General features: G+C 63.1%; 29 protein-coding genes. 14 read left to right on the top strand and 15 right to left on the bottom strand.

All coding sequences use genetic code 11. The annotated features are described in order from the left end of the window. Positions 1-22: 22 nt before the first annotated feature. Together SA496_RS19705 and SA496_RS19700 are read right to left on the bottom strand one after the other, a co-directional pair. On the bottom strand, positions 23-1,006 hold the full coding sequence (locus SA496_RS19705; RefSeq protein ID WP_120655369.1) for a 2-hydroxyacid dehydrogenase: 984 nt from the start codon (positions 1,004-1,006) through the stop codon (positions 23-25). Between the two features lie 60 nt (positions 1,007-1,066). Further along, complete coding sequence (locus SA496_RS19700) at positions 1,067-3,823, bottom strand: ATP-binding protein (protein WP_120655370.1); 2,757 nt, start codon at positions 3,821-3,823, stop codon at positions 1,067-1,069. A 120-nt stretch (positions 3,824-3,943) separates the two neighbouring features. On the opposite strand from SA496_RS19700, the gene SA496_RS19695 reads away from it, so the two are divergent. Further along, a complete protein-coding gene (locus SA496_RS19695; protein ID WP_153920858.1) occupies positions 3,944-4,105 on the top strand; it encodes a hypothetical protein in 162 nt (53 codons plus the stop codon). A gap of 127 nt (positions 4,106-4,232) precedes the next feature. Here SA496_RS19695 and SA496_RS19690 read toward each other — a convergent pair whose 3' ends face one another. The 3 genes from SA496_RS19690 to SA496_RS19680 form a co-directional block, all read right to left on the bottom strand. Then, entirely contained in the window at positions 4,233-4,412 is a 180-nt protein-coding gene (locus SA496_RS19690) for a hypothetical protein (protein ID WP_330114341.1), read from the bottom strand. 76 nt (positions 4,413-4,488) lie between these two features. Next, positions 4,489-5,289, bottom strand: a complete 801-nt coding sequence (locus SA496_RS19685) for a tetratricopeptide repeat protein (protein ID WP_330114340.1) — start codon at positions 5,287-5,289, stop codon at positions 4,489-4,491. 2 nt (positions 5,290-5,291) lie between these two features. Beyond that, a complete protein-coding gene (locus SA496_RS19680; protein WP_330114339.1) occupies positions 5,292-5,972 on the bottom strand; it encodes a Fe2+-dependent dioxygenase in 681 nt (226 codons plus the stop codon). A 521-nt stretch (positions 5,973-6,493) separates the two neighbouring features. Here SA496_RS19680 and cysM point away from each other — a divergent pair. The 5 genes from cysM (at position 6,494) to SA496_RS19655 (ending at position 12,723) form a co-directional block, all read left to right on the top strand. Then, on the top strand, positions 6,494-7,402 hold the full coding sequence (gene cysM / locus SA496_RS19675; RefSeq protein ID WP_120654917.1) for a cysteine synthase CysM: 909 nt from the start codon (positions 6,494-6,496) through the stop codon (positions 7,400-7,402). Between the two features lie 135 nt (positions 7,403-7,537). Beyond that, positions 7,538-8,890, top strand: coding sequence for a 23S rRNA (uracil(1939)-C(5))-methyltransferase RlmD (gene rlmD / locus SA496_RS19670; protein WP_330114338.1), 1,353 nt, complete (start codon positions 7,538-7,540; stop codon positions 8,888-8,890). Between the two features lie 83 nt (positions 8,891-8,973). After that, positions 8,974-11,220, top strand: coding sequence for a GTP diphosphokinase (relA, locus tag SA496_RS19665; RefSeq protein WP_120654919.1), 2,247 nt, complete (start codon positions 8,974-8,976; stop codon positions 11,218-11,220). Positions 11,221-11,331: 111 nt separating this feature from the next. Next, positions 11,332-12,162 carry a nucleoside triphosphate pyrophosphohydrolase gene (gene mazG, locus SA496_RS19660; protein ID WP_330114337.1) on the top strand — a complete coding sequence of 277 codons (831 nt, stop codon included), beginning with the start codon at positions 11,332-11,334 and terminating at the stop codon, positions 12,160-12,162. Positions 12,163-12,183: 21 nt separating this feature from the next. After that, on the top strand, positions 12,184-12,723 hold the full coding sequence (locus SA496_RS19655; protein ID WP_120654921.1) for a DUF2058 domain-containing protein: 540 nt from the start codon (positions 12,184-12,186) through the stop codon (positions 12,721-12,723). Positions 12,724-12,846: 123 nt separating this feature from the next. On the opposite strand, the gene SA496_RS19650 is transcribed toward SA496_RS19655, so the two are convergent. The 4 genes from SA496_RS19650 to purM all read right to left on the bottom strand — a co-directional run bounded on the left by SA496_RS19650 (position 12,847) and on the right by purM (position 15,729). After that, positions 12,847-13,122 (bottom strand): Rho-binding antiterminator, encoded by a 276-nt coding sequence (locus tag SA496_RS19650; protein ID WP_069086607.1) that lies wholly within the window; start codon positions 13,120-13,122, stop codon positions 12,847-12,849. 170 nt (positions 13,123-13,292) lie between these two features. Then, positions 13,293-14,009: a DUF3108 domain-containing protein gene (locus SA496_RS19645; protein ID WP_120654922.1), complete on the bottom strand. Its 717-nt coding sequence runs from the start codon at positions 14,007-14,009 to the stop codon at positions 13,293-13,295. A gap of 11 nt (positions 14,010-14,020) precedes the next feature. Further along, positions 14,021-14,671 (bottom strand): phosphoribosylglycinamide formyltransferase, encoded by a 651-nt coding sequence (gene purN / locus SA496_RS19640; RefSeq protein ID WP_120654923.1) that lies wholly within the window; start codon positions 14,669-14,671, stop codon positions 14,021-14,023. After that, positions 14,671-15,729 carry a phosphoribosylformylglycinamidine cyclo-ligase gene (gene purM, locus SA496_RS19635; protein ID WP_120654924.1) on the bottom strand — a complete coding sequence of 353 codons (1,059 nt, stop codon included), beginning with the start codon at positions 15,727-15,729 and terminating at the stop codon, positions 14,671-14,673. Before purM ends, purN begins: the two co-directional genes overlap by 1 nt. A 229-nt stretch (positions 15,730-15,958) precedes the next feature. Here purM and SA496_RS19630 point away from each other — a divergent pair, with 229 nt between their 5' ends. The 4 genes from SA496_RS19630 to hda are packed head-to-tail and all read left to right on the top strand — an operon-like array spanning position 15,959 to position 19,383. Further along, a complete protein-coding gene (locus SA496_RS19630; RefSeq protein WP_153920871.1) occupies positions 15,959-16,999 on the top strand; it encodes a DUF2066 domain-containing protein in 1,041 nt (346 codons plus the stop codon). A gap of 38 nt (positions 17,000-17,037) precedes the next feature. Next, positions 17,038-17,586, top strand: coding sequence for a CDP-alcohol phosphatidyltransferase family protein (locus SA496_RS19625; RefSeq protein WP_153920873.1), 549 nt, complete (start codon positions 17,038-17,040; stop codon positions 17,584-17,586). A gap of 1 nt (position 17,587) precedes the next feature. Then, entirely contained in the window at positions 17,588-18,682 is a 1,095-nt protein-coding gene (locus SA496_RS19620; protein ID WP_153920875.1) for an AI-2E family transporter, read from the top strand. Further along, a complete protein-coding gene (gene hda, locus SA496_RS19615) occupies positions 18,679-19,383 on the top strand; it encodes a DnaA regulatory inactivator Hda (RefSeq protein ID WP_044873840.1) in 705 nt (234 codons plus the stop codon). The genes SA496_RS19620 and hda overlap by 4 nt, the downstream gene beginning before the upstream one ends. Before the next feature lie 71 nt (positions 19,384-19,454). On the opposite strand, the gene SA496_RS19610 is transcribed toward hda, so the two are convergent. From SA496_RS19610 to arsC, 3 genes are read right to left on the bottom strand one after another with little or no spacing between them, the layout of a single operon-like run. Then, positions 19,455-19,862, bottom strand: a complete 408-nt coding sequence (locus SA496_RS19610) for a DUF2069 domain-containing protein (protein WP_120654927.1) — start codon at positions 19,860-19,862, stop codon at positions 19,455-19,457. After that, a complete protein-coding gene (wrbA, locus tag SA496_RS19605) occupies positions 19,855-20,460 on the bottom strand; it encodes an NAD(P)H:quinone oxidoreductase (RefSeq protein WP_120654928.1) in 606 nt (201 codons plus the stop codon). Before wrbA ends, SA496_RS19610 begins: the two co-directional genes overlap by 8 nt. After that, positions 20,457-20,810, bottom strand: a complete 354-nt coding sequence (gene arsC / locus SA496_RS19600; RefSeq protein ID WP_120654929.1) for an arsenate reductase (glutaredoxin) — start codon at positions 20,808-20,810, stop codon at positions 20,457-20,459. Before arsC ends, wrbA begins: the two co-directional genes overlap by 4 nt. 124 nt (positions 20,811-20,934) lie before the next feature. Between arsC and SA496_RS19595 the strand changes: the two genes are divergently transcribed. Beyond that, positions 20,935-22,155 carry a YihY family inner membrane protein gene (locus SA496_RS19595; protein ID WP_120654930.1) on the top strand — a complete coding sequence of 407 codons (1,221 nt, stop codon included), beginning with the start codon at positions 20,935-20,937 and terminating at the stop codon, positions 22,153-22,155. A gap of 138 nt (positions 22,156-22,293) precedes the next feature. Continuing rightward, complete coding sequence (locus tag SA496_RS19590; protein ID WP_120655372.1) at positions 22,294-22,485, top strand: hypothetical protein; 192 nt, start codon at positions 22,294-22,296, stop codon at positions 22,483-22,485. An 8-nt stretch (positions 22,486-22,493) separates the two neighbouring features. On the opposite strand, the gene SA496_RS19585 is transcribed toward SA496_RS19590, so the two are convergent. Together SA496_RS19585 and SA496_RS19580 are read right to left on the bottom strand one after the other, a co-directional pair. Continuing rightward, entirely contained in the window at positions 22,494-22,883 is a 390-nt protein-coding gene (locus SA496_RS19585) for a hypothetical protein (protein ID WP_120654931.1), read from the bottom strand. 121 nt (positions 22,884-23,004) lie between these two features. Continuing rightward, positions 23,005-24,411: a PilZ domain-containing protein gene (locus SA496_RS19580; protein ID WP_330114336.1), complete on the bottom strand. Its 1,407-nt coding sequence runs from the start codon at positions 24,409-24,411 to the stop codon at positions 23,005-23,007. 30 nt (positions 24,412-24,441) lie between these two features. On the opposite strand from SA496_RS19580, the gene SA496_RS19575 reads away from it, so the two are divergent. Both SA496_RS19575 and SA496_RS19570 read left to right on the top strand, forming a co-directional pair. After that, positions 24,442-24,921 carry a TlpA disulfide reductase family protein gene (locus SA496_RS19575; protein ID WP_120654933.1) on the top strand — a complete coding sequence of 160 codons (480 nt, stop codon included), beginning with the start codon at positions 24,442-24,444 and terminating at the stop codon, positions 24,919-24,921. Positions 24,922-24,925: 4 nt separating this feature from the next. Next, a complete protein-coding gene (locus SA496_RS19570; protein WP_120654934.1) occupies positions 24,926-25,201 on the top strand; it encodes an acylphosphatase in 276 nt (91 codons plus the stop codon). Positions 25,202-25,243: 42 nt separating this feature from the next. Here the strand turns inward: SA496_RS19570 and SA496_RS19565 are convergent, their stop codons facing one another. Next, positions 25,244-26,200, bottom strand: a complete 957-nt coding sequence (locus SA496_RS19565; RefSeq protein WP_153920885.1) for a hypothetical protein — start codon at positions 26,198-26,200, stop codon at positions 25,244-25,246. Positions 26,201-26,207 lie beyond the last annotated feature (7 nt).

The raw sequence follows: 26,207 nt of genomic DNA, 5'->3' as shown, positions 1-26,207 counted from the left end.
GCGCCGCGCATGCTAACACGGCCTAGGCGTCCACCTGATTGCACGGCCGTCCGGCGGCCCAGGCGAGGATGTTATCCAGGGTGGTGCGGGCTATGGCGGATAAGGCTTCGTGGGTGAGGAAGGCCTGGTGGGCGGTGATGATCACGTTGGGAAAGGTGAGCAGTCGCGCCAGCACATCGTCCTGCAGGGGCAGGTCGGAACGGTCCTCGAAGAACAGGTTGGCTTCTTCTTCATAGACATCCAGGCCCAGGTAGCCGAGCTGGCCGGATTTCAGCGCATCGATCAGCGCTGGCGTATCCACCAGGGCACCGCGCCCGGTGTTGATCAACATGGCACCGGGTTTCATCTGTTCCAGGCTACTGGAGTTGATCAGATGCCGGGTGGCCTCATTGAGCGGGCAATGGAGGCTGATGACGTCGCTATCGGCCAGCAATTCCGGCAGCTCGACATAGACCGCGCCCATCGCTTCGACACTCGGATTGCGCTGCGGATCGAAGGCCAGCAGGCCGCAGCCGAAGCCGGCCATGATGCGAGCGAAGGTGGCGCCGATCTGGCCGGTGCCGACCACGCCGACGGTCTTGCCTACCAGATCGAAACCAGTCAGGCCGTGGAGGGTGAAGTCGCCTTCGCGGGTGCGGTTATAGGCACGATGCAGGCGTCGGTTGAGCGCCAGGATCAGCGCTACCGCGTGCTCGGCTACGGCATGGGGGGAGTAGGCCGGTACTCGCACCACGGTCAGGCCGAGGCGCTTGGCGGCCGCCAGGTCGACATGGTTGTAGCCGGCCGAACGCAGGGCGATGAGTCGTGTACCGCCGCTGGCCAGGCGCTCCAGTACGGGGGCGCACAGGTCGTCATTGATGAATGCGCAGACCACATCGAAACCATTGGCCAGGGCCGTGGTGTCGAGGGTCAGCCGCGTCTGCTGGAAGTGCAGCTCGAAGTTTGGGCCGGCCCCGAGGAAGCTCTCGCGATCATAGGCCTGACTGCTGAACAGAATGGTGCGCATGGATTCTCCTTGGTTGCCCAGCAGCATAGCTGGCGTCTGGCCACTGCACGTTGTTCCGGGTCAGGCCTCCATTCGCGCCACTTCGGCGAGGCGAGCGATGGCCGCATCCAGTTCAGCCAGTGCCTGCGGGGCGCCGGGATCGTTCTGTTTGAGCAGGGTTTCGCTGCGCTGGCAGGCTGCGCGCAGTTGTGGAACGCCGCAGTAGCGAGTGGCGCCGTGCAGGCGGTGAACGCGTTCCAGCAGGGTGGTGCGGTCGCCACTGCGGGCGGCGAGCTGGATGGCTTCGCGGTCTGCGTCGAGAGAGGCCAGCAACATCGAAAGCATGTCCGCGGCAAGGTCCGCCTTGCCCGCGGCCAGGCGCAACCCTTCCTCCGGGTCGAGCACTTCCAGGCCATCATCCAACCGGCCTTCACGCCCCTGGCGTTGCACGGGCTGGCTACCGAGGCTGAGGCCGGTCCATTTGAGGACGACCTGGGCCAGCTGGCGTTCGCCAATGGGCTTGGTCAGGTAGTCGTCCATTCCGCCCTGGAGCAGGGCGCGCTTTTCGTTCGCCAGAGCGTGGGCGGTGAGGGCGACGATGGGCACCGGATCGATGCGCTGGTCGCTTTCCCAGCGGCGGATCGCCTCGGTGGCCTGGGTGCCATCCATGCCGGGCATCTGCACATCCATCAGGATCAGGTCGAAGCGCTCGCGTTGCACGGCTTCTATGGCGTCGAAGCCGCTGTCGACGGCTCGCACTTCGGCGCCCATGTCCGTCAGCAGGGTCTGCACCAGAAGTAGGTTGGCCGGGTTGTCGTCGACGCAGAGCAGACGTGGCGCACGGCTGTTGTTCGGTTGCTGCGGCTCGACGCGCATTTGGCGGGGGCTGACCAGGCCGCTCAGGGCCTGCTGCAGCTTGATTGTGCAGGTGGGCTTGGCCTGCAATTGGCTATGCGCTTCGGGCAGGGCGCGATGGTAGAGCGCCTGTTCGGTCGTGGGGCAGAGCACCAGGCTTTTGCAGCCGAGCTGTTCGAGATCCCAGACCCTTTGGCTGAGCTGCTCTGGTGAAAGTGCCTGGACGTCGGCGCCGATCACGGCGAGGCCGATTGGGCGCTTGCTCAGGCGGCGTGCGGCGACGTCGTCCACCAGAGCGCTGATGCTCGGGTAGTCCAACACTTCCAGGCCGCAGTCTTCCAGTTGGTGATGCAGCGACTGCCGTGTCAGTTCCTGTGGCTCCAGCACGGCTATGCGACGGCCTTCCAGTTGGGGTTGTACACCGCTCTCCATCTCGTCCAGCGACTTGGGCAGGCTGAGCGTGATCCAGAACTCCGAGCCGACCCCCGGTGTGCTGCTGACGCCAATCTCACCGCCCATCTGTTCGATAAGGCGCTTGGATATCACCAGGCCGAGACCGGTGCCACCGGCCTGGCGGGAGAGGGAGTTGTCGGCCTGGGTGAAGGCCTGGAACAAGGCGCGCAAGTCTGCGTCGGTCAGGCCGATGCCGGTGTCCTGAACGCTGATGCGCAACTGCGCCAGCTCGTCGTCGCTGTCGTCTTCGAGCATGGCGCGCACGGCGATGCTGCCTTCGCGGGTGAACTTGATGGCATTGCTCACCAGGTTGGTCAGGACCTGCTTGAGACGCATCGGATCGCCCATCAGGTGCAGGGGGGTGTCGCGATAGACCAGGCTGACCAGCTCCAGGTGTTTCTCGTGGGCAGCCGGGGCAAGGATGGTGAGGGTGTCCTGGACCAGGTCGCGGAGATTGAAGGGGATGCTCTCCAGGACCAGTTTGCCGGCCTCGATCTTCGAGAAGTCGAGCACCTCGTTGATGATTCCCAGCAGGCTGTCGGCGGATTTTTCGATGGTGGCGAGGTAGTCCTGCTGGCGTGAGGTGAGGTCGCTTTTCTTCAGCAGGTTGGTGAAACCGAGAATGCCGTTGAGCGGAGTGCGGATCTCGTGGCTCATGTTGGCGAGGAACTCTGACTTGATGCGGCTTGCCTCCAGGGCTTCCTTGCGCGCCAGGTCCAGCTCGATGTTCTGGATCTCGATGGTCTCGAGGTTCTGGCGGACGTCCTCGGTGGCCTGGTCGATGTTGTGCTGCAGTTCTTCCTGGGCGGTCTGCAGGGCCTCTGCCATGCGATTGATGCCTGACGCCAGTTCGTCCAGTTCATGGCTACCCAGCGGGGGCAGGCGGGTTTCCAGGCGACCCTCCTTGAGCAGCGCGACACCCTGCTTGATGCGGCGTAAGGGGTCGTTGATCGCGCGGCTCATGCGCAGGGCCAGCAAAGCGGTGACACCCAGGCCCGTGGAGATCAGCAACAGACTGGCGAGCAGGCTGCGATAGCCGCGCAGCAAGGTGCCCTGGTGGGACATTTCCAGTTCAACCCAACCCAGCAGGTTGTCGTTGGGTAGTGGTGTCTTGTCGCCGGAAAGCACCCGATGGCGCTCGAACACTGGCTGCAGGAAGCGAGTGGCCTCCGTGTTGCTCGTCAGCGAGAGATTGTTGCCTTCGCCATCAGGGCTTTCATTGAGCATGCGGGGCCCGGCATGGGCGAGGCGCTTGTGATCAGCACCGATGAAACTCACTGCGCGCACATCGGCCTGGTCCAGCGCGTGGTCGGCGATGCGCTCCAGCAACACAGCGTCCCCGCGAATCAATGCGGGAGCAGCGAGAGGCGCCAGGTGCTCGGCGATCATCTGGCCGCGTTGCAGCAGCTGGGCCTGCATGTCGGCCTGCTGCACCCAGGTGAAATAGCCGCCCAATACCAGTGCCAGCAGGCTGGTGGGCAGCAACGTCAGCATGAGCACGCGGCCCTTGATACCCAGATCCTTGTACACGCCCATCCTCTCCCCATGCGCTTTCCGCGCAGTGTAGCGACTCATTGGGTGGGAATCTGCTGGCCGTCTTGTAGAATTGCCGGCGCTCTACGTAATCATTCCTGTTTGCAGGTGATCTCCGTGCTAGGTATCCATCGCGCTCCCGCTCGAATCCTGGCTATCAAGGACGATCTCCGCGACGAAGGCTCAGGTGTACTCGAAGAACAACTGGAACTGATGCTCGAACCCTTCGCCCGGCTCAACCAGGCACGTCAGGGGATGGCGGCTTCGGTTTGGGTTTGAGCATCGCCGCAGCGCGATCGTCCTGCAGGGTGGGGCGGTCTGGGCGCGTAACCTCGATCCGGGCTGTGCATGTACCTTCGTCTGCCGGTCTGGCAGGGCAGCCCGAGCTGAGCCGCCCCGTCACAGGTCAGAACCTGACGTTGGTGGTCAGTTCGGCGAACGGCCTGCAGGTGGCCCACAGGCTGAGGCTTTCCGGGGCGATGTACTTCATCTCCTTGCCGGAATAGTCCGCACCACCGCGTTTCTTCGCGGCCAGGCTAAGGTTTGCCGAAGGCAGAATGGCGCCCTCGGACCTGTTTGTGCTCATCGCAAGTTTCTCCCCGGTGAAAAAATGGAGGGGATCAGATGAGAGGGTTTCTCAAAAGAAAGTTTTTACGTTTGGTTTACCGGTGCGCTATCAACAGGTATTCCTGTAGCGCCTCGCGATCGCTGTCGTCGCCCAGTTCGGCCGCGCGCTGGTAGTAGGGCAGGGCCAGCGCCTGGATGCGTGATTCTGCCGCTTCAGCCAGGCTGGCGCGGCTGGCTCGCAGGAAATTGAGGTTCCCTCCCGCCAGGGCCTGTTCCAGCCAGTGGACGGCTTCATCCACCTCGCCTTTGGCCGCCAGCACCGCAGCAAGGCTGAACTGGCCGCGGAAGTCGCCAGCTTCGGCGGAGCGGCGATACCAGGCGAAGGCAACCTTGGAATCAGGCTCAACAGTGATGCCTTCCTCGTAATAGCGCCCCACCAGGTTCATCGACTTGGCATGTCCCAATTGTGCCGCGCGCAGGTAGAGCGCCATGGCCTGGTGCTGATCGCGCTGGACGCCGCGTCCGGTGGCCAGCAGACCCGCGAAGTTGTACATCCCCCAATCGAGTCCCGCTGCCGCGGCCATGCGAAAGTGAGACGCGGCGCCAGGCAGGTCGATCAGGCCTCCCCAGCCCTGCTCCAGGCAACGGCCGAGCATGTTCCGCGCCATGGCGTCGCCGCGCTCGGCGGCGATCTGGAACCAGGTGCGCGCCAGCGCGGCGTCCTGCTCGATGCCCTGGCCGTCCAGGAGAATCTGGCCCAGCAGCGTCTGTGCTTCAGTCACCCCGTCCCGCGCGGCGCTAAGAATGGTTCGGGCTGCCTGGCGCGGATCGCTGGCCAGACGTTCGCGAAGTTCTTCGCTGCTGAGGGTTTCAGTGCGTGTCAGGGTGAGGTGCATGCCTAGACCTCGACCCAGCGACGCAGAAGGTTGTGGTAATTGCCTGTGAGCTGGACCAATGCGGGATGGTCCGGAACGTCACGCGCAAGACTCTGGATGGCCTGGTCCATCTCGAACAGCAGCGTCCGCTGACTGTCCTCGCGGACCATGCTCTGGATCCAGAAAAACGAGGCGAGGCGTTCACCACGGGTAACCGGTTCCACTTGGTGCAGGCTGCTGGAGGGGTAGATCACCAGGTCGCCGGCTGCCAGTTTCACGCGATGGGCGCCATAGGTGTCCTGGATAACCAGGTCTCCGCCGTCGTAGGCATCCGGCTCGCTGAAGAACAGCGTGGCGGACACATCGGTGCGGACGTGCTCGGAGCTGCCCTTGATTGGGCGCACGGCGTTGTCGATGTGGTAGCCGAAGGTGCCGCCGCACCGGTAGCGATTGAACAGCGGCGGATAGACCTTGTTCGGCAGGACCGCGGATACGAACAGGGGGTTGTTCCGCAGCCGTTGCAGCATGGCACTGCTGATTTCGCGAGCCAGCGGGTCGCCTTCTGCCAATTGCTCGTTGTGCTTGGCCTTGGCTGACTGGTATCCCGCAGTAGCCTTGCCGTCCAACCAGTCGGCCTGCTCCAGGGCCTCGCGGATGCGCGTTGCCTCTTCTGAAGTGAAGATGCCGGGAATGTGCAGAAGCATGGCGGTGCACCGGGGAAAACTGAGATGGAGGCGAATAGTATTTATTTTCATTCAGCCTGTAAAACCGAAGCGCTCGGGGCCTTTTTGCGCTCACGGATTACTTTGGAAATGTTGTAAAAAAGATGCGAATAAGACATGTCAATTAATTTCGACAACCATTGGCTCACCTGCCAGCGGCAGGCTGACCGACAAGTGGCAGGTATTCGCCGGCTACAGCTACCTGGATAGCGAGGTGGTGGACCCGGGCGCGGTGGGTGATCGTGCCGGCGTGGTGACCAGCATCGTCAACCATGCGGCTGGCCGTATCGCGCAGTTCACCGCCAGCGTGCACTTCTAAGCGCAGCAAGCGGAAGCCCCGGCCGGGAAACCCGCCGGGGCTTTCGTTATTCGGGGGCGCGAGAAATGCCTTTCCGCTACATATATATAGCTCCACGCCATAAGCCGAAACGCTAGCGCGATATGGCGTAGCGCGGTTTGCCGCTATCATATGCACCCCCTGCGTCTGGATTGCGAAACCCGCCATGACCCTGCAGTACCCCACAATCGCCGATTGCATCGGCCATACCCCGCTGGTGCGTTTGCAGCGGCTGGCCGGCGAAACCAGCAATACCCTCCTGGTCAAGCTCGAAGGCAACAACCCCGCCGGCTCCGTCAAGGATCGCCCAGCCCTGTCGATGATTACGCGCGCCGAACTGCGTGGTGACATCAAACCCGGTGACACCCTGATCGAAGCCACCTCCGGCAACACTGGCATCGCTCTGGCCATGGCTGCGGCCATCAAGGGCTACAAGATGATGCTGATCATGCCGGACAACATGAGCGCCGAGCGCAAGGCCGCCATGACAGCCTACGGTGCCGAGCTGATCCTGGTGAGCCGCGAAGAGGGCATGGAAGGTGCCCGCGACCTGGCAGAAAGCCTGCAGCGTGGTGGACGTGGCAAGGTGCTGGACCAGTTCGCCAACGGCGACAACCCGGAAGCCCACTACGTCGGCACCGGCCCGGAAATCTGGCAGCAGACCCAGGGCACCATCACCCATTTCGTCAGCTCCATGGGTACCACCGGCACCATCATGGGCGTGTCGCGCTACCTCAAGGAGCAGAACCCGAATATCCAGATCGTCGGCCTGCAGCCGCAGGAAGGCTCGGCCATCCCCGGCATCCGCCGCTGGCCGCAGGAATACCTGCCGAAGATCTACCAGGCCGACCGTGTCGATCGCGTGGTCGACATGGCCCAGATCGAAGCCGAAGAAACCATGCGCCGCCTGGCCCGCGAAGAAGGCATCTTCTGCGGTGTCTCCTCCGGCGGTGCGGTGGCCGCGATGCTGCGCCTGTCCCGCGAAGTGGAGAATGCCGTGATGGTGGCGATCATCTGCGACCGTGGCGATCGTTACCTCTCCACCGGCATCTACGAAGACCCAGAACGGCTGTGAAGATATCTACTGCGCGTCCCGATAGCTGCGTTGGGCGGTGCTCGCTCCTTGCCTGTCCAAACGATATGTCTCGTCGCTGCGCTCCGGCCGCTTTGCTCTCGGGCCGCTCTTCACGATCTCTTCAGAGCGTTCATCATGTCCCGGCGTAACACAGGCCTGCGCTTCCAGCCCAGCGGCGGAGCGCGGTCCCAGCAAGTCCCAGTGGGCAAGAAGCAGCGGCTCTCCATCGAGCGGCTGGCCCATGACGGGCGTGGCATAGCCTTCGTCGAAGGGCGCACCTGGTTCGTTGCCGGTGCGCTACCGGGTGAAGAAGTGGAAGCCCGTGTCCTTGCGGCTCGCAGCCAGATTGTGGAGGCCCGTGCCGAGCGTGTGCTCAGCGCCAACGCTATGCGCCTGGTACCGCCCTGCGCCCATGCCGGCCAGTGTGGTGGCTGCACCCTGCAGCACCTGCCCCATGTCGAACAGCTCGCCCTGAAACAGCGCACGCTTGCTGAGCAGCTGGCGCGTTTCGCCGACCTCCAGCCGCAGGAGTGGGTGGCCCCACTTGTGGGGACCGAATTCGGTTATCGGCGCCGCGCTCGCATCGCCGTGCGCTGGGATGTCAAGGCCCGCCATCTGGAAGTCGGATTCCGCGCGGCCGCCAGCCAGGCGATAGTCGGGATCAAGGATTGCCAGGTGCTGGTACAGCCCTTGCAAACGTTGATGCGGGCACTGCCCGACCTGCTTAGGGGCCTGGACAAGCCCCAGGTAGTCGGGCATGTGGAGCTATTCCATGGCACCGCATCGGCGTTGCTGTTGCGTCACACGCAGCCACTTGGCAAGGCCGACCTGCAGCGCCTTCGCGAGTTCTGCGCGGCGCATCAGGCCCAACTCTGGCTGCACGGCGAGGGCGAACCCCAACCGGATCAGCCTGCTGCTCGCCTGGGCTACCGTCTGGAACGTTGGAACCTGGAGCTTGAATATCGCCCCGGCGATTTCGTCCAGGTAAATGAAACGGTCAACGAAGCAATGGTGGCGCAGGCGCTAGACTGGATGAATCCGCAGCCGGGCGAGCGGGTGCTGGACTTGTTCTGCGGCCTCGGCAACTTCGCCCTGCCATTGGCGCGCCAGGTGCGCGAGGTGGTTGCGGTGGAAGGTGTGGAGGCGATGGTGCAACGGGCACGCGGCAATGCCACGGCCAACGGCCTGGAGAATGTGCACTTCTTCCAGGCCGACCTGTCGAACCCCTTGGCCAAGGCGCCCTGGGCCAGACAGGGGTTCGACGCTGTGCTGCTCGATCCGCCACGAGACGGTGCTTTCGAAGCCGTTCGGCAGATCGCTGCAACCGGTGCGCAACGAGTGGTCTATGTATCCTGCAACCCGTCGACCCTGGCGCGTGACAGTGCTGAACTGGTCAAGCAGGGATACCAGCTGAAGAAGGCCGGGATTCTCGACATGTTTCCTCAAACGGCCCATGTCGAGGCCATGGCGTTATTCGAGGCGGGCTAGGAAGCCCGCGTAATCCGACCGGCACGACAGAGGCTGGCGACAATTCGGCGTGAGGGGTTCACGTCGTAGGGAAGGTAGGCAAGATGGTACAGGTGAGAGCGCAACAGCCGGTCAATACGGACGGCAGCATCAACCTCGAGGCGTGGCTGGACCATGTCATCAGCCTCGATCCGGTGCTCGACCGCGCGGTACTCAAGGAGGCGTGCGAGTTCGCCCGCGACGCCGAACAACAGGCCATCGCCGCGCAGAACAGTTGGGCGGAGGGCAACTCGAGCTTCCAGACCGGTCTGGAAATCGCCGAGATCCTGGCTGACCTGAAGCTGGACCAGGAATCCCTGGTGGCTGCAGTGATCTACCGCGGCGTGCGTGAAGGCAAGATCCAGTTGCAGGCTGTGCAACAGCGATTCGGTCCGGTGGTCGCCAAGCTGATCGAGGGCGTGTTGCGCATGGCTGCGATCAGCGCCAGCCTCAACCCCCGGCAATCGATGGTCCTCGGCACCCAGGCGCAGGTGGAGAACCTGCGCAAGATGCTGGTCGCCATGGTCGACGACGTACGAGTCGCGCTGATCAAGCTGGCCGAGCGTACCTGTGCCATTCGTGAAGTGAAGAACACCGACGAGGAGAAGCGGCACCGCGTTGCCCGCGAGGTGTTCGACATCTACGCGCCTCTCGCCCACCGCCTCGGCATCGGCCACATCAAGTGGGAGCTGGAAGACCTGTCCTTCCGCTACCTGGAGCCGGAGCAGTACAAGCAGATCGCCAAGCTGCTCCATGAGCGCCGTCTCGATCGCGAGCAGTACATCGCCGACGTGATGAAGCAGCTTCGCGAGGAGCTGGCCGCCACCGGCATCAAGGCCGACATCAGCGGCCGCGCCAAACACATCTATTCCATCTGGCGGAAGATGCAGCGCAAGGGCCTGCAATTCAGCCAGATCTACGACGTACGTGCAGTACGCGTGCTGGTGCCCGAGGTACGTGATTGCTACACCGCACTCGGCATCGTCCACACCCTATGGCGGCACATTCCCAAGGAATTCGACGACTACATCGCCAACCCCAAGGAGAACGGCTACCGCTCCCTGCACACCGCGGTGATCGGCCCGGACGGCAAGGTGCTGGAAGTGCAGATCCGCACCCACGCCATGCACGAGGAAGCCGAGCTAGGGGTCTGCGCCCATTGGCGCTACAAGGGCACTGACGTCAAGTCCAGCTCTGACCACTACGAAGAGAAGATCGCCTGGCTGCGCCAGGTGCTCGAATGGCACGAGGAACTGGGCGACATCGGTGGCCTGGCCGAGCAACTGCGGGTGGATATCGAGCCCGACCGCGTCTATGTCTTCACCCCCGATGGCCACGCCATCGATCTGCCCAAGGGCGCCACGCCGCTAGACTTCGCCTACCGCGTCCACACCGAAATCGGCCACAACTGCCGCGGTGCCAAGGTCAACGGTCGTATCGTGCCGCTGAACTACGGACTGCAGACTGGCGAGCAGGTGGAAATCATCACCGGCAAGCACGGTGCGCCCAGCCGCGACTGGCTGAACCCGAACCTCGGCTACATCACCACCTCGCGCGCACGGGCGAAGATCGTCCACTGGTTCAAGCTGCAGGCCCGCGACCAGAACGTCGCAGCGGGCAAGGCGATGCTCGAACGCGAACTGTCGCGCCTGGCATTGCCGCCGGTGGACTTCGAGAAGCTGGCCGAGAAGTGCAATCTGCGTACAGCCGAAGACATGTACGCGGCCCTCGGCGCCGGCGATCTGCGTTTGGCCCATGTGGTCAACGCCGCTCAGGCGCTGGTAGAGCCGGAGCGTGGCCATAGCGAGCAGTTGGAGCTGATCCCTCGGAGGCCGTCTCACAACAAGCCTGGCAAGCGCGGAGACGTGCAGATCCAGGGCGTGGGCAACCTGCTCACGCAGATGGCTGGCTGCTGCCAACCGCTGCCGGGCGATCCCATCGTGGGCTACATCACCCTTGGTCGCGGTGTCAGCATTCACCGCCAGGACTGCCCATCGGTGTTGCAACTGGGTGGTCGTGAGCCCGAGCGGATGATCCAGGTGAGCTGGGGACCGGTACCGGTACAGACCTACCCGGTGGACATCATCATCCGCGCCTACGACCGTTCCGGTTTGCTGCGTGACGTCTCCCAGGTACTGCTCAACGAGCGCATCAACGTGCTGGCGGTGAATACCCGCTCCAACAAGGAAGACAACACCGCCGCCATGCTGCTGACCATCGAGATCCCCGGCCTGGACGCGCTGGGCCGGTTGCTGGCGCGCATCTCGCAGCTGCCGAATATCATCGAAGCCCGTCGCAACCGGGCTGCCTGATCTGTAGGTTGGTCCGAGCCTGCGAGGCCCAACGGCGAGCGTTGGGTTTCGCTTCGCTCTAACCAGCGTGGCCCGCACCGACCTACAGGCGTTTATAACGGGACCCCCACCATGTACCAACTCGATGACCTGCTGCACCTCATGGCCCGGCTGCGCGATCCGCAGTGCGGCTGCCCCTGGGACCTCAAGCAGGACTACGCCAGCATCGTCCCGCACACGATCGAGGAAGCCTACGAGGTGGCCGATGCCATCGAGCGCGGTGACTTCGACCATCTGCCGGGCGAGCTCGGCGACCTGCTGTTCCAGGTGGTCTATTACAGCCAGTTGGCCAAGGAGGAGGGGCGCTTTGAGTTCGCTGGTGTGGTGGATGCAATCACCCGCAAGCTGGTCCGCCGTCACCCCCATGTCTTCCCCGACGGCGATCTCTATGGCGCGCCGGACATGGCCCGGCTGGAAGAGGCTGCGATCAAGCAGCGCTGGGAAGAGATCAAGGCCGAGGAGCGCGCGGAGAAGGCTGATGCCCCTGAGCAGCTTTCACTTCTGGATGACGTACCTACCGCGTTGCCTGCCCTGAGCCGCGCCGCCAAATTGCAGAAACGCGCGGCCCAGGTGGGTTTCGACTGGCCTGAGGCACTGCCGGTGATCGACAAGCTCCGTGAGGAGCTGGACGAGGTCCTGGAGGCCATGAGCGACAACGACCCGCAGGCCATCGCCGATGAGCTGGGTGATTTGCTGTTCGTGGTGGTCAACCTGACCCGTCACCTCAAGGTCGATCCGGAAACCGCCCTGCGTGGCGCCAATGCAAAATTCGACCGTCGCTTCCGCTTTATCGAACAGGCATTGCGCGAGGCGGGTCGTCCCATTGAAGATTGCACCCTGGAAGAACTGGATGCCCTCTGGGGCGAAGCCAAGAAACAGGAAAAACTCAGCCTTGGCTGTTAACTCGAGAGACTGAACCCCGTCATGAGCCTTTCCCTCCGCGACCAGCTGCTGAAAGCCGGGCTGGTGAACGAAAAGCAGGTCAAACAGGCCGGCAAACAGCAACAGAAACAACAGCGCCTGGAGAAGAAGAACCAGGTCGAGAAGGACGATAGCCTGCGTCAGGCTGCCTTGCAGGCCCAGGCCGAGAAGGCCGCCCGTGACCAGGAGCTGAACCGCCAGCAACAGGAAAAGGCCGACCAGAAGGCCAAGGCGGCGCAGATCAAGCAACTGATCGAAAGCTCACGCCTGCCGAAGCTGACTACCGACGACTACTACAACTTTGTCGACGAGAAGAAGGTCAAGCGCATCGCGGTCAACGCCATGCTGCGTGACAAGCTGAGCCGCGGCTCGCTGGCTGTCGTCCGCCATGGCGGCGGCTACGAGATCATTCCCCGTGATGCTGCCCTGCGTATTCAGGAGCGCGATCCGCGCCGGGTGGTGCTGCTCAACACCCAGACCGAAGAGCCGGATGCCGATGATCCGTACGCGGCCTACAAGGTGCCGGATGACCTGATGTGGTAATGCGGTGACGAAACCGGGCCTTGTGCCCGGTTTTTCATTGTGGGAGCGCAGCTCCTGTAGCCTGGACGCAATCCGGGGCGGGCGGAGCGGGGCTATCCAGCGTGTCTGGGCTGGCGACGCGCTTCAGCAGATCTGATTCCCCAGCAACACCCGCCCGAAGCTCGCACCCTCGGTCAACGGTGTGATCGCCGTTATCTGGTCCAGCCGCAGGCGCTCCTGGCCACCCTCGTTCTGCACGATCAGGAACTCTTCCTTGTCGGGGGTCGTCAGGGTGGTCATGGCACGCGCGTCCAGGCGCGCACCGCCAGCCAGCTCGATATGCAACTGGTAGCGATGCAGGCAGGCGATCTCGATGTAGTCATAGAGGTCGCAGGAGAGCGGCAGATATTCCTCGGTCATGGCAGTGTCCTCTGCGGCATGTCGGATGGACAGCATAGGCGCTGCGGGCGCGCCTTGGCTTACCTTCAAGTATCCGCCTGTTTCGCCCATCCAGGTCCCGACCAAGGTTCGGCGGGTTTCCCCCAGGCACAAAAAACCGGGCACTGGGCCCGGTTCTTCGTGAGGGGGTGTTACTCCTGCAGGCCTTTTACCGACTTGCCGTTGACTGTGCCCTCCTTGAGCATGATCTGGTATTCCTTGCCGTCCTTTTCCACCTGGTGCAGGCGGACCAGCAGGTAGTCCCAGTCCTTGGCGAACCAGAGCACGGTCTTACGGCTGCTCTGGGTGGGGTCACGCACACGCTCGACCTTGATCGCGTCTACAAGGCCGGCCTTGGTGCGTACGCGCTCCTCGCCCAATACGCGGAAGTCGTAGGTTTCGATCTCGTCGCCATCGATCACCTGGTAGCTCATGCTCTTCTTGCCGTCGGCGACGTCGTGCTGGAGCACCAGCTGGTAGGTGGATTTATCTTGCAGGCCACGGTTCAAGGGCAGGCGAACCTGATTGCCGCGGTCGTTGCCGATGATCTGTTTCTGGGCCCAGTCGAAATCGAACTCCACCTGTTTGCTCTTGCCCAGGCCGCTGCGATTGAAGCGGTAGGTCAGGGGCATGAAAGCGTTGTTCTCGAGGCGGAAGGTGCTCACTTCGCTGAGGCTGGCGACCAGCATGGATGCTTCGAAGTCCAGCTCCCAGCGGCCATTATCGAGCTGCTTCAGGCTCCGTCCGGCGGTGCCGCTGACAGGCAGCTGTTTCCAGTCGGCGGTGTAGCTGGCCTCGAAGGGTTTCAACTCGACTGCCACGGCGGGCAGGGCCACGAGGGCGAGGAGCAACAGCAAGGCACGACGCATTGGCGAATCTCCTAGTTACGCAGTTGTTGCCCCGAGGGAGGCAACGCTTGTCCATCCATTTCGGCGCCGTTCGGGCCCAGGCGCAGTCTGCCTTCGGCAAACCAGCGCATGGCCAGCGGATAGATGCGGTGTTCCTGTGCATGGACCCGCTGGGCCAGACTATCCGGCGAGTCGTTCGACTCTACCGGGATCAGGGCCTGCACTACCAGAGGGCCACCATCAAGTTCTTCGGTGACGAAGTGCACGCTGCAGCCATGCTCGGAATCACCGGCTTCCAGCGCGCGCTGGTGGGTGTGCAATCCCTTGTACTTGGGCAACAGCGACGGATGAATGTTCAGCAGGCGCCCGTGGTAGTGGCGCACGAAACCGGGCGTGAGAATCCGCATGAAACCAGCCAGCACCACCAGTTGTGGGGAATAGGCATCGATGGCTTCGATCAGGGCGGCATCGAAGGCTTCGCGGTCGGCATAGGCCTTGTGATCGAGTATCCCGGTTTCGATGCCGGCCTTTTTCGCCCGTTCCAGGCCGAAGGCATCGGCGCGGTTGGATATCACCGCGCGAATGCGGGCCGGATGGTCATCGCCGGTGATGCTGTCGATCAGCGCCTGCAGGTTGCTGCCAGAGCCAGAGATCAGCACCACCACATCACAGCGTGCAACCATCAGTGACTCTTCAGGTTGTTCAGTACGACGCGTTGGGCACCTTCGGCGGCCGCAGCGATTTCACCGATGACCCAGGGCTGCTCGCCGGCTGCACGCAGGACCTTGAGCGAGGCTTCGACCTGCTCCGGTGCAACGCAAATGACCATGCCCACGCCGCAGTTCAGCACGCGGTGCATTTCGGTCTCGTCGACGTTGCCTTGTTCCTGCAGCCAGTCGAATACCGCCGGACGCTGCCAGCTGGCTACGTCGATCACTGCCTGGGCGTTGTCCGGCAGAACGCGCGGAATGTTGTCCAGCAGGCCGCCGCCAGTGATGTGGGCCATGGCCTTGACCGCGCCGGTTTCCTTGATCAGCTGCAGCAGCGGCTTCACATAGATGCGGGTCGGGGCCATCAGCAGGTCGGCCAGGGGCTTGCCGTCGAGCTGGACCTGTTCGATATCGACGCCGCTGACTTCGATGATCTTGCGGATCAGCGAGTAGCCGTTGGAGTGCGGACCGGAGGAGGGCAGGGCGATCAGGGTGTCACCGGTGCGGACCTTGGAGCCGTCGATGATTTCGGCTTTTTCCACCACGCCGACACAGAAGCCGGCCAGGTCGTAGTCTTCGCCTTCGTACATGCCGGGCATTTCGGCGGTCTCGCCGCCAACCAGGGAGCAGCCAGCCAGTTCGCAGCCGGCGCCGATGCCGGTGACCACGGTAGCAGCCACGTCGACGTTGAGCTTGCCGGTGGCGTAGTAGTCCAGGAAGAACAGCGGCTCGGCGCCGCAGACCACCAGGTCGTTCACGCACATGGCCACGAGGTCCTGGCCGATGCTGTCGTGTTTGTTCAGGTTCAGCGCCAGGCGCAGCTTGGTGCCGACGCCGTCAGTGCCGGACACCAGGACCGGCTGCTTGTAGCCGGCCGGGATTTCGCAGAGGGCGCCGAAGCCGCCCAGGCCGCCCATCACTTCCGGGCGCGCGGTGCGCTTGGCGACGCCTTTGATGCGTTCGACCAGGGCTTCACCAGCGTCGATGTCTACACCGGCGTCCTTGTAGCTCAGGGAGGGTTGCTTGCTCATAAATCCAGGCCTATAGGGGGAAATTCGAGGATCGACCGGCAAGTCTGGCTGCCGGTTTGCGAAGGCGCGCGATTTTATCAGGCTTGCCCGGTAGCGGCCATCCGCAGTGGTCGGCCCAAGGAGAAAACAATGTGAAAACGCCTGCGTTGCCCCGGGGCAAGCGGCTGATTAAGGTATAGCCCTTCGATTGCGGCCTATGCTGCATCTGTTCGCCTCCAGAGAATCCGCCATGCGCCTGATCGCTTCCGCTGTCCTGCTTTGCCTCACGCTGCTGGGCTTGCCCGCCCATGCTGAAACGGCCGAGAACCTCTACCAGGTTCGCGAACCGGTCGCATCTCAGCAGCCGGAGGAGCGTACCCAGGCCTTGGTGCGCGCTCTGGAAACCCTGGTAATGCGCCTGTCTGGCGATCCCAAGGCCGCCCAGAGTCCCGCGCTGGAGGCCGTGCGCAAGGATCCGCAGCAGCTCGTCAGCCAATACGGGTATGAAGGCCAGACACTGGTGGTCGACTTCGATCCGGTTACCACCGAACGGACCTTGCGCCAGGCTGGCATTCCTCTGTGGAGTGCCAATCGCCCAGCCATCCTGGCCTGGTGGCTGAATCGCTCCGGCGAAGGCAGCAACAACCTGGTAGGCGACGGCCAGGACGCCGCAACTCCATTGCGCCAGGCGGCACAGAACCGCGGCCTGCCGTTGCGCCTGCCGATCGCCGACCTCAACGAGCAACTGCTGGCGACGCCCGAACAGCTGACATCCGCCAAGCCCGGCGCGCTGACCCAGGCGTCCGAGCGCTATGGCGCGGACGCACTGCTGGCGGTGGATGCCAGTGAGGCCGATGGCAAATGGCAGGCCCAGTGGCGCCTGTGGCTGGGTGACAGTCGTGAGCAGGGCACCGCCGAAGGGGCTGACAGCGCCGCGTTGGCCGATGCCGTGATGTCCGCAGTGAGCCAGCGTCTGGCGCCGCGCTTTGTGGTGGCTCCCGGCTCCGGGCAGAACCTGGAGCTGGAAGTACAGGGTGCCAACCTCGCCCGTTACGCCGAGCTGTCTCGCCTGCTGGAACCCTTCGGAGCACGCTTGCTGAAGGTTGACGGCGACCGCCTTGAGTACCGGGTCAACGCCAGCCCCGAACAGCTGCGTGCACAGCTTTCCCTGGTCGGACTCCAGGAGTCAGCAGCCGAACCGCCGGCCGCACCGGCCCCTTCCGCTGATCCGCAGGCTGCGCCAGCGCCCCAGGTGATACCGCGTAACAACCTGCTGCGCTTCCACTGGTAGCGGGCGTAAACTGCTGGCCTACCCGTGACGGGGATGCCATGCACCAGTTGCCCAATCTGTTGACTCTGCTGCGCCTGGCACTGGTTCTTCCCATTGCCGGGCTTCTGTTGTCCGATCGATATGGGCAGGCGCTGGTGCTTTTTGCCGTGGCGGGTTGTTCCGATGCCCTGGATGGTTTCCTTGCCCGGCGCTACGGCTGGACCAGTCGGTTCGGTTCGCTGTTCGACCCCGTGGCCGACAAGCTACTGCTGGTGACCAGCTTCGTCTGCCTGACCATGACCCAGGTGCTGCCGTTCTGGCTGACGCTCGTGGTGGTCCTGCGGGACCTGCTGATCCTGCTCGGTGCCGGGCTATTCCGGGTACTGGCGGGACCGGCGGAGTTCTTGCCACGCTGGCTGGGCAAGCTGAGTACATTGCTGCAGATGCTGCTGGTGCTGTGCCTGTTGCTGGAGCTCAGCCTGGCTCCGGCACTCGCTTCATTGCGCTGGCCCTTTAGCTGGCTGGTACTGGTGGTGACGCTATGCAGCGGAGCCCAGTACATCTGGGATTGGGGACGGAAATATCGCTACGCAAGGATGAGGGCCTGACATGACCGATTCACGCCGCTGGCTATGGCTGGGTGGCTTCCTGCTTTTGGGGTGGCTGCTTTATCAGCTGCACCCGGTTCTCTCGCCGTTCCTGATAGGCATGCTGCTGGCTTACCTCGGAGACCCACTGGTGGATCGCCTGGAGCGCCTGGGACTTTCGCGTACCTGGGGCGTCGTGCTGGTGTTCGGCCTGTTCGGATTGGTCCTGCTGGCGCTGCTGCTGGTCCTGTTGCCCATGCTCGGTCGTCAACTTTTCCGCCTCTATGAGGTGGCGCCGCAGATGATCGACTGGCTGCAGCAAACGGCATTGCCCTGGGGCCAGGCCAAGCTCGGCCTACCCGGTGAATTCTGGCGCTTCGACCGCTTCAAGGCGGTGATCAGCGGCCATCTCGGCCAGACCACGGATTTCGCCGGTACTCTGCTTGCCAGCGTCACTGCCTCGGGGCTGGCGCTGCTGGGTTGGCTGGGCAACCTGTTGCTGATCCCCGTAGTGGGCTTCTATCTGTTGCGCGACTGGGATCTGATGGTGGCCAAGCTCCGTGGCTTGCTGCCGCGCAATCGTGAGTCCCTGGTTGTCGGGCTTGTAGGTGAATGTCACGAAGTGCTGGGGGCCTTCCTGCGCGGCCAATTGCTGGTGATGCTGGCGCTGGGCCTCATCTATGCCGTCGGTCTGATGTTGGTAGGGCTCGATCTGGGATTGCTGATCGGTTTGCTGGCAGGCCTGGCCAGCATCGTGCCCTACATGGGGTTCGTCGTCGGCTTCGGTGCCGCATTGATTGCCGCTCTCTTCCAGTACGGCGGTTTCGAACTCTATCCGCTGGTCGGCGTCGTAGCGGTCTTCACAGTGGGACAATTGCTCGAAGGTATGCTGCTGACGCCGCTGTTGGTGGGTGATCGTATCGGCCTTCACCCAGTGGCAGTTATCTTTGCGATACTTGCCGGCGGCCAGCTGTTTGGCTTCACTGGTGTGCTCCTGGCTCTGCCAGTTGCAGCGATCATCATGGTTTTGCTGCGCCATGCGCATGATTTCTATAAACTTTCCGACCTTTACGGACAGTCGAGTAGCGGTCCAGACGACCCTTCCAGTACGGCATGACACCGATCCAGCTTCCCCTGAGTGTGCGTCTGCGTGACGACGCCACCTTCGCCAACTTCTATCCCGGCGCCAACGCCGCGGCACTCGGCTATGTCGAGCGCCTGTGCGAGCCTGATGCGGGCTGGACCGAAAGCCTGATTTATCTCTGGGGGGGCGAGGGCGCCGGGCGCAGTCACCTGCTGCAGGCCGCCTGCCTGCGTTTCGAGCAGCGCGACGAACAGGCGATCTACCTGCCCATGGACGAACTGGTGCACTACGGTCCGGAAGTCTTCGACAACCTGGAACAGTGTGAACTGGTCTGCCTGGACGACCTGCATGCCCTGGCCGGTCGGCCGGAATGGGAAGAAGGCCTGTTCCACCTGTTCAACCGCCTGCGCGATGCCGGTCGAAAGCTACTGCTGTCTGCCAGCAAATCGCCGCGCGAATTGGGGGTGAAGCTGCCTGACTTGAAGTCGCGCCTGACCCTGGCGCTGGTGTTCCAGCTGCATGCGCTGTCCGACGAGGACAAGCTGCGAGCGTTGCAGCTGCGGGCCTCGCGCCGTGGCCTGCACCTGACCGACGAAGTCGGGCGTTTCATCCTGACCCGCGGCCCGCGCAGCATGAACCTCCTGTTCGATCTGCTGGACATCCTCGATCAGGCTTCGCTCCAGGCCCAGCGCAAGCTGACCATTCCTTTCCTCAAGGAAATCTTCGGCTGGTAGCCAACGCTTCGTGGGGTCGCTGAAGAAAAAGCCCGGATCTGAATCCGGGCTTTTTCGTTTCCGTGCAGGAATCACTCTCCCGCCAGCTTGCGATTGTACTGGAACCGCCATCGGGTATAGAGCAGGGCGGCGCAGAACAACAGCAGGCTGAGACCGGCTTCCAGCCAGCCGAACAGGCTGCGCGCCGGATCGATAGCGGCGAGTACGCCCTGGATGAAATAGAGGTTAACCACGAAGCAGGCCCAGGCATGAGCACGAGCGTTGCCGAGGATCATGCCGGGTGCCAGCAGCGCCAGCGGAACCAGCAGGATGGCCAGGACCACCCAGGTCCGGGCGCCGTGCAGGTCGGCGAAGAACAGTGTGTTGACCGTAAGCAGTGCAGCCAGGGCGATGAAACTCACCAGGCTGACTACGCGGCTGGCCGTCATGCGCGGGGTCAGCCACGTCAGTTCCGGCAGTGTCTTGGGTTTCTTAGCCACGCGGAGCCTCCAGGCGTTGGGCGGTCTGCGCCAGGCGTTGACCCAGGGCGCGGCAGAGGGCGATTTCGTGCACGTCCAGTGGGCGCTTGCCATCGGCACCGGCGTGGTGGCTCGCGCCGTAGGGGGTGCCGCCGCCACGGGTTTCCAGCAGCGCCGACTCGCTATAGGGCAAGCCGGTGACCAGCATGCCGTGGTGCATCAGTGGCAGCAGCATGGACAGCAGCGTGGTTTCCTGGCCGCCGTGCAAGCTGGCGGTCGAGGTGAACACTGCCGCCGGTTTGCCAACCAGTTCGCCGGTGAGCCAGAGGCTGCTGGTGCCGTCGAGGAAATACTTGAGAGGGGCCGCCATGTTGCCGAAGCGGGTGGGGCTGCCCAAGGCCAGGCCAGCGCAATGGCGCAGGTCGTCCAGTGTGGCGTAGAGCGCGCCGTCGGCAGGAATGTCCGGGGCAACCGCTTCGCACTCGGTGGACACTGCCGGTACGGTGCGCAGACGTGCCTCCAGACCGCTCAGCTCGATACCTCGGGCGATATGCCTGGCCATTTCGGCGGTGGCACCGTGGCGGCTGTAGTACAGGACCAGGATGTAGGGCGCGCTCAAGGAAGGATCTCCAGGACCTTCTCCGGCGGTCGGCCGACAACAGCCTTGTCACCTGCGATCAGGATGGGGCGCTCGATCAACTTGGGGTGCGTGGCCATGGCGGCGATCAGCTGCGCTTCGGAGAGGCTGGCATCGTCCAGTCCGAGGGCCTTGTACTCGTCCTCGCCGGTGCGCAGTAGCTGGCGGGCGGATAGCCCCAGCTTGGCCAGCAGATCACGCAGTTCGGCGGCGTTGGGAGGGGTTTCCAGGTACCGCACAATGGTGGGTGCCAGGCCACGGGCTTCCAGCAGCTCCAGGGCTCCGCGGGATTTGGAGCAGCGCGGGTTGTGGTAGAGGGTCAATTCGGTCATGTCGGGGGTCGCATGGGCTTGGTCGAGGCGGCTATTCTAACCGCGTCGTGGCGCCGGTCTGAACCGTGAGCTGCGCTTGCGGTCTGCTTAGCCTGGCCGGATCGATCTGAATCAAGGAGATGGAATGCGCCAACGCCTCACCGACGTCGTCGAATTCTGGCGCTTCCTGCTGCAGAGGTTCATTGCCGATCATGGCACCAACAGCGCAGCGGCCCTGACCTATACGAGCCTGTTCGCCGTAGTGCCGATGATGACGGTGACCTTCACCATGCTCTCGGCCATCCCGGCTTTCGAGGGGACGGGCGAGCAGATCCAGAGCTTCATTTTCCGCAACTTCGTCCCTTCCACCGGTGAAACCCTGCAGGAATACCTGCGTGGCTTCACGGTACAGGCCCGGCACCTGACATGGGTCGGGGTTGGCCTGCTGGTGGTAACGGCATTCATGATGCTGGTGACCATCGAAAAAGCCTTCAACACCATCTGGCGCGTGCGCCAGCCACGTCGAGGCGTATCCAGCTTCCTGCTCTATTGGGCGATCCTCAGCCTGGGCCCGTTGCTGCTGGGGGCGGGCTTTGCCGTCAGCACCTACATCACATCGCTGTCGCTGATTTCCGGTCCGGATGCACTGATCGGCGCCAAGACGCTGCTGGGCTTCATGCCGCTGCTCTCCAGCATTGCCGCTTTCACGCTGATCTACGCTGCGGTACCCAATGCCCGGGTACCCGTGCGCCATGCGCTGGTGGGCGGTGCCTTCACGGCATTGTTGTTCGAAGCCGCCAAGGCATTGTTCGGGCTCTATGTCAGCTTCTTTCCCGGATACCAGTTGATTTATGGCGCCTTCGCAACGGTGCCACTGTTCCTGCTGTGGATTTATCTGTCGTGGGTGATCGTGCTGTTCGGTGCCGAGCTGGTCTGCAACCTTTCGACTCCCTGGCACTGGCGACGCCGCGCATTGCCGCGCCTGCTGGTATTGCTGGGCATCCTGCGAGTGTTCCACGACCGACAATTGCGTGGCATGCCGGTTCGTCATCTCGACGTGCAGCGGGCCGGCTGGCATTTGCCGGAAGACGAATGGCTGGAAATGCTGGAGCTGCTGGAAAGCCAGCATCTGGTCTGCCGCGCCAGCGGCGGTAACTGGGTGCTCTGTCGCGATCTGGGAGGCTACAGTTTCTATCAATTGCTCGTTCATTTGCCTTGGCCGCTTCCACGGTTGAACCAATTGCCCGAGCATCTGGACGAGGAATGGTATCCGCCGCTGCGCACGGCCCTTGAGCTGCTTCAGGAAGAGCAGCAGGCCTTGTTCGGTGGCAGCCTGGCGCAGTGGCTCAAGCCGGGGAACGACTGACGAAATTTGTCAGTTACAAACGACGGAGCGTTTGCTGGACGCAACAGCGGCCCGTGCGATAGCGGGTCCGAGCGATTGGCATGCTTATGGCACTGACAGGGAAGAGGCCATCGAGTCGATGGCCAGGGGATGAGAGCGATGGGTAGCAAGAAAGACAAACTGGTCCGTCTGCACGAGCGCGCACCGCAACGGGCGCTGGAGGGACTCAATCGGGTGACCGGGCTGAGTTTCCGCCACTGGCCAGAGTCGCTGACACCTGTGGTCGTGCAGGAGGAATGGGAGAGTGCGGAGCTGTCGCTCCAGGAGAACAATCGGGCGCTGCCCGGCTGAGTTGCAGGTCAGGCGCGAGCCTGGCTCTTTGCTGGCTCGGCCAGTTCCACGGCCTGCACGAAGAGTTCTTCCACCAGCAAACCCTTGATTGGTACCGCCGAGCGCAGGCGCACCTGCATCAGCTCGATTTTCTGCTTGAACGGCACGCGGGCGATGCCCGCCAGTAGAATCTTGCCCTTGGTATTCAGCCTGCCGTGATCCACCGCGACCTCGCGGCGTTGTCCGCCGTCCATATAGCTCACCAGCAGCGAGACCGGCAGATCGGTCATTCCGGGCAGGTGCAACCAGGCCGCGACATTGAAATCAGCCACCCTTCCCTCGAATGGGGTGAGAGTGGAGCGGGCGACTTCGATGATTCGGACAGGGACAGGGCCGATCAGGCTGTCTTGCTGTGGCATGGGGCATCCAGGCTGGGAAAGGTACGCTCGTACCGATAGGGCAGGATTATAAGCAGCCATTCCCTTGCGTACTGTGCGCCTTGGCCCCCGCTGGGCGTGACCCGTCTCGCAGTTTGACTACTCAGGCAAGTTGCAGGGGATAGCGCGCCACCATCGACGAGGCGAGATTGGGCTCCGGTAGCGTCACGATGGCCTGGTTGTTCACGCTGGCCAGTTGAAGCCAGAGATTCTCCCCTTCGACGAATTGTTTGCAAGGCAGCCACAGGCCGTGGTGCCAGCCGTTACCGGGCTCCGGCGTGCTTTGCAGGACGCCTGGGTGGGTCTGGGCGCTGGGCGCGCGGCGCAGCCAGACAGGACGTGGCAAGCCTTTGAGGTAGCGCAGGCCGAGGTGCAGGCCTTCGCTGTTCTGGTAGCGCCAACGTACCAATGCGAGAACCGGCGTGCTTTGGTTCCGCACCAGGACCAGTTGCCCCACCGGAAGTTGGCTGCCCAGGTCACCGTGACAGAGCAGGCGGGTGCCGCCAGGGCTGGCGTCCAATAGTTGTGCATCGCAACGACCAGGATGCTGTGCCAGCAAATCGGCATGAATGGCAGCCAGGCTCACGACCAACTGGCAACTTCCTGATTGCTCCGTGCGTGGGTGACGGCGCTGCTGGCGCCCCAGCCAGTGCTGGCGAACCCTCTCCAGAAGCTGGTGTTCGGTTTCACTGCGCAGGGGGGCGGGTTCGTGCACGGCGATCAACAAGGCGCCCAGCTCGAAGCGGCGCAGATAGCCGTTGGCGCCATCCGGGCGCTGGTCCAGTGGCAGGCAGGGTTGGGACTCGGTCAGGTCTACTGTCGGACCGCCGTTGTCGTCTTCTTCATCCCAGGGCAGGAGTCGCGCCAGGTTGGCAAGCGGCGCCAGGGCGCCGAACAACAGAGGGCATTCGCCTTCACTCAAATGGAATGGGTTGCTCAGCGCCAACAGCAGCATCTGCTGGTAGAGCCCGCGCAAGGTATTGGCAGGCGTGGGGCGGAAAGCGGCTGCGACTGGCTCATCCAGGCAGTTCTGGTGCTCACCTATCCAATAGAGCAGATGGCTGTCACGCCACAGTCGTGGGTTGGGTTCCTGATAGAGCTGGTAGTGACGCAGTTGGGTCTGGGCGAGGAAGTGCTGGGCCATGTACAGGCACCAGGCCAGATGTGGGCGCGATGGCTGATGGCCCTGGAGGATCTGTAGCAGCAGGCGTTTGAATCCGCAGGCCAGCTCGTTGCAGAGCTTGACGAATAGCGTGGGGGGCACCTTGCGGTCGTGATAGGCCTGAGCGTAGTGGCGAAACTCCTCGCTGAAGCTTTGCAGCACGCGTTGCCTTTCGAGTAAGGTCATTGCGCTGCGGTTGAGCCTGAACAAATGCCCCAGGAGCTGCTGCAGGGCACTATCCTGAGGAAGCTGGCGCGCTTTCGCGAGGAGGGTCGGCACACTTGCCAAAGAAGTGCTGTTTTCCTCAAGGATGTCTGGCACTTCCAAGCGCAGGGCATCCAGCGTCATATCAACCCCGCGTAAACGAGGACCGAATGCATGGGATCGCGACTCCAGGCTGTTTTGGGGGTATTCGCACTGATGGGCGCCGGCCTGCTCCTGGCCAGCTGCTCGGACGACGTAGGTGTCGATCAGCATGGGCAGAAGGTAGCGGTTGAGCGCCTCGAAGGCCAGTGGCTGGTCATCAATTACTGGGCGGAATGGTGTGCGCCGTGCCGCACGGAGATTCCCGAGCTGAACGCATTCGCTGAACAACAGCGGGACAAGGGCGTGAAGGTGTTGGGCGTCAACTTCGATGGGCTTCAGGGCGACGAACTCGGCCAGGCCGCGCAGAAAATGGGCATCCAGTTCACTGTGCTTTCGGAGGACCCCGCCAAGCGATACGACCTGCCGCGCAGTGAAGCATTGCCTGTCACCTACATCATCGATGCTCAGGGCAAGATGCGGGAGCGTTTGCTGGGTGAGCAGAGCGCTGCAGGCCTGACTGCACGCTTGGACGAGCTGCGCAAGGGAGGCTAGGACGATGGCTCGAATCTGTTTGCACGGCTACGTGAGCGGCACGGTGCAAGGCGTCTATTACCGTCAGTCTACCCAGGAGCAGGCTGACCAGCTGGAGCTGGATGGCTGGGTGCGAAACCTGGCGGATGGCCGGGTCGAGGTGTTGCTGGAGGGAGAGGAGGACGCCGTGCGTGCGTTGGCTGCCTGGTTGGAGCAAGGGCCTGCAGAAGCAAGGGTGACGGGCGTCGAGCTTCAGGAACAGCCGGTACAGGGCGTTACCGGCTTCATCGTGCGACGCTGAAGTCACGAGGTGGGAGCGAGCCAGGCTCGCTCCTCGCGCAAGTCAATCCGAATCGCCGGGATCGGCAGCCAGTCGGCCGGCATCTTTCATCAGCGAGTGAAGAAACTCCTGCTGCAGTTCCGGATCGTTGCGGGTCAGTTCGATCAGGCTCTGCTCCAACTCGCTGGCTTCTTCTTCGAGGCCCAGTTCCGACAGACGCTTGACCCGGTGGACCCACTGCGGGACTTCATCGTCTTCGAGGTCTTCGAAGATCAGCGCATGGGCCTCCATCAGCTTGCCGCGCAGAGCGTGGCTAATGCCGAGGTTGGCGTCGGCGCGGGCGTTGTCCATCGGGTCCTCGACGCTCAACTGGAGCTTTCCGATGCGGCTGATGTCCTGGTCGGCGAAGGGGCCGTCCAGCAGGTTCAGGCGCAGGATTCCGTTGCGGTCGGTAGCCAGTTCATGGGTGTGGTTGCCCAACTTGACCAGTACCGGGCGCTCGGCCCAGGGCAGGCTCGAATACTCCATGCGCTTGTCCAGCTGCTTCTCGTCGATGCTGGCAAGGTTCTGCTCGGAGCGACCATTGGATTCGACGTTCATCGCCGGGTTGAGGCCGGCGAAGCCGTAGCTGATCCAGTCTTTGGTGGCGGTATCCGGCAGGCTGCCGAGTAGTACCACGTTGAGCACGTTCGCGCCGACGCCTGCGACCACCGCAACCGCACCCAGCGGGACCTCGTAGAGCTCCCGCCAGGGCTGGTAGGGCGTATAGCGGTCGTAGTGACGGCTGACCTCGAACTCGGTGACTTCGAAAGTCTTCTGCTCGTTGATGCGGATGCGTCGCTGCGGTAGTTCCAATACCTGTGGATCACCAACGTCGATCTGCAGGCTGTGGTTGAGCAGTTTGCGCTCGACACGCTCCTCGTGCTCGCTGCGCTGTGGCAAATGATTGGCACAGCCGCTGAGGAAGAGGGCGCCGCACAGGGCGGCGCCGACGAGGTAATGGGAACTACGCTTGGACATTTTTTAG

Source organism: Pseudomonas sp. JS3066, assembly GCF_036328175.1.
Classification (GTDB): Bacteria; Pseudomonadota; Gammaproteobacteria; order Pseudomonadales; family Pseudomonadaceae; genus Metapseudomonas.
Note: the sequence above shows the minus strand (reverse complement) of the source record. Positions and strands in the feature narration are given on the sequence as shown.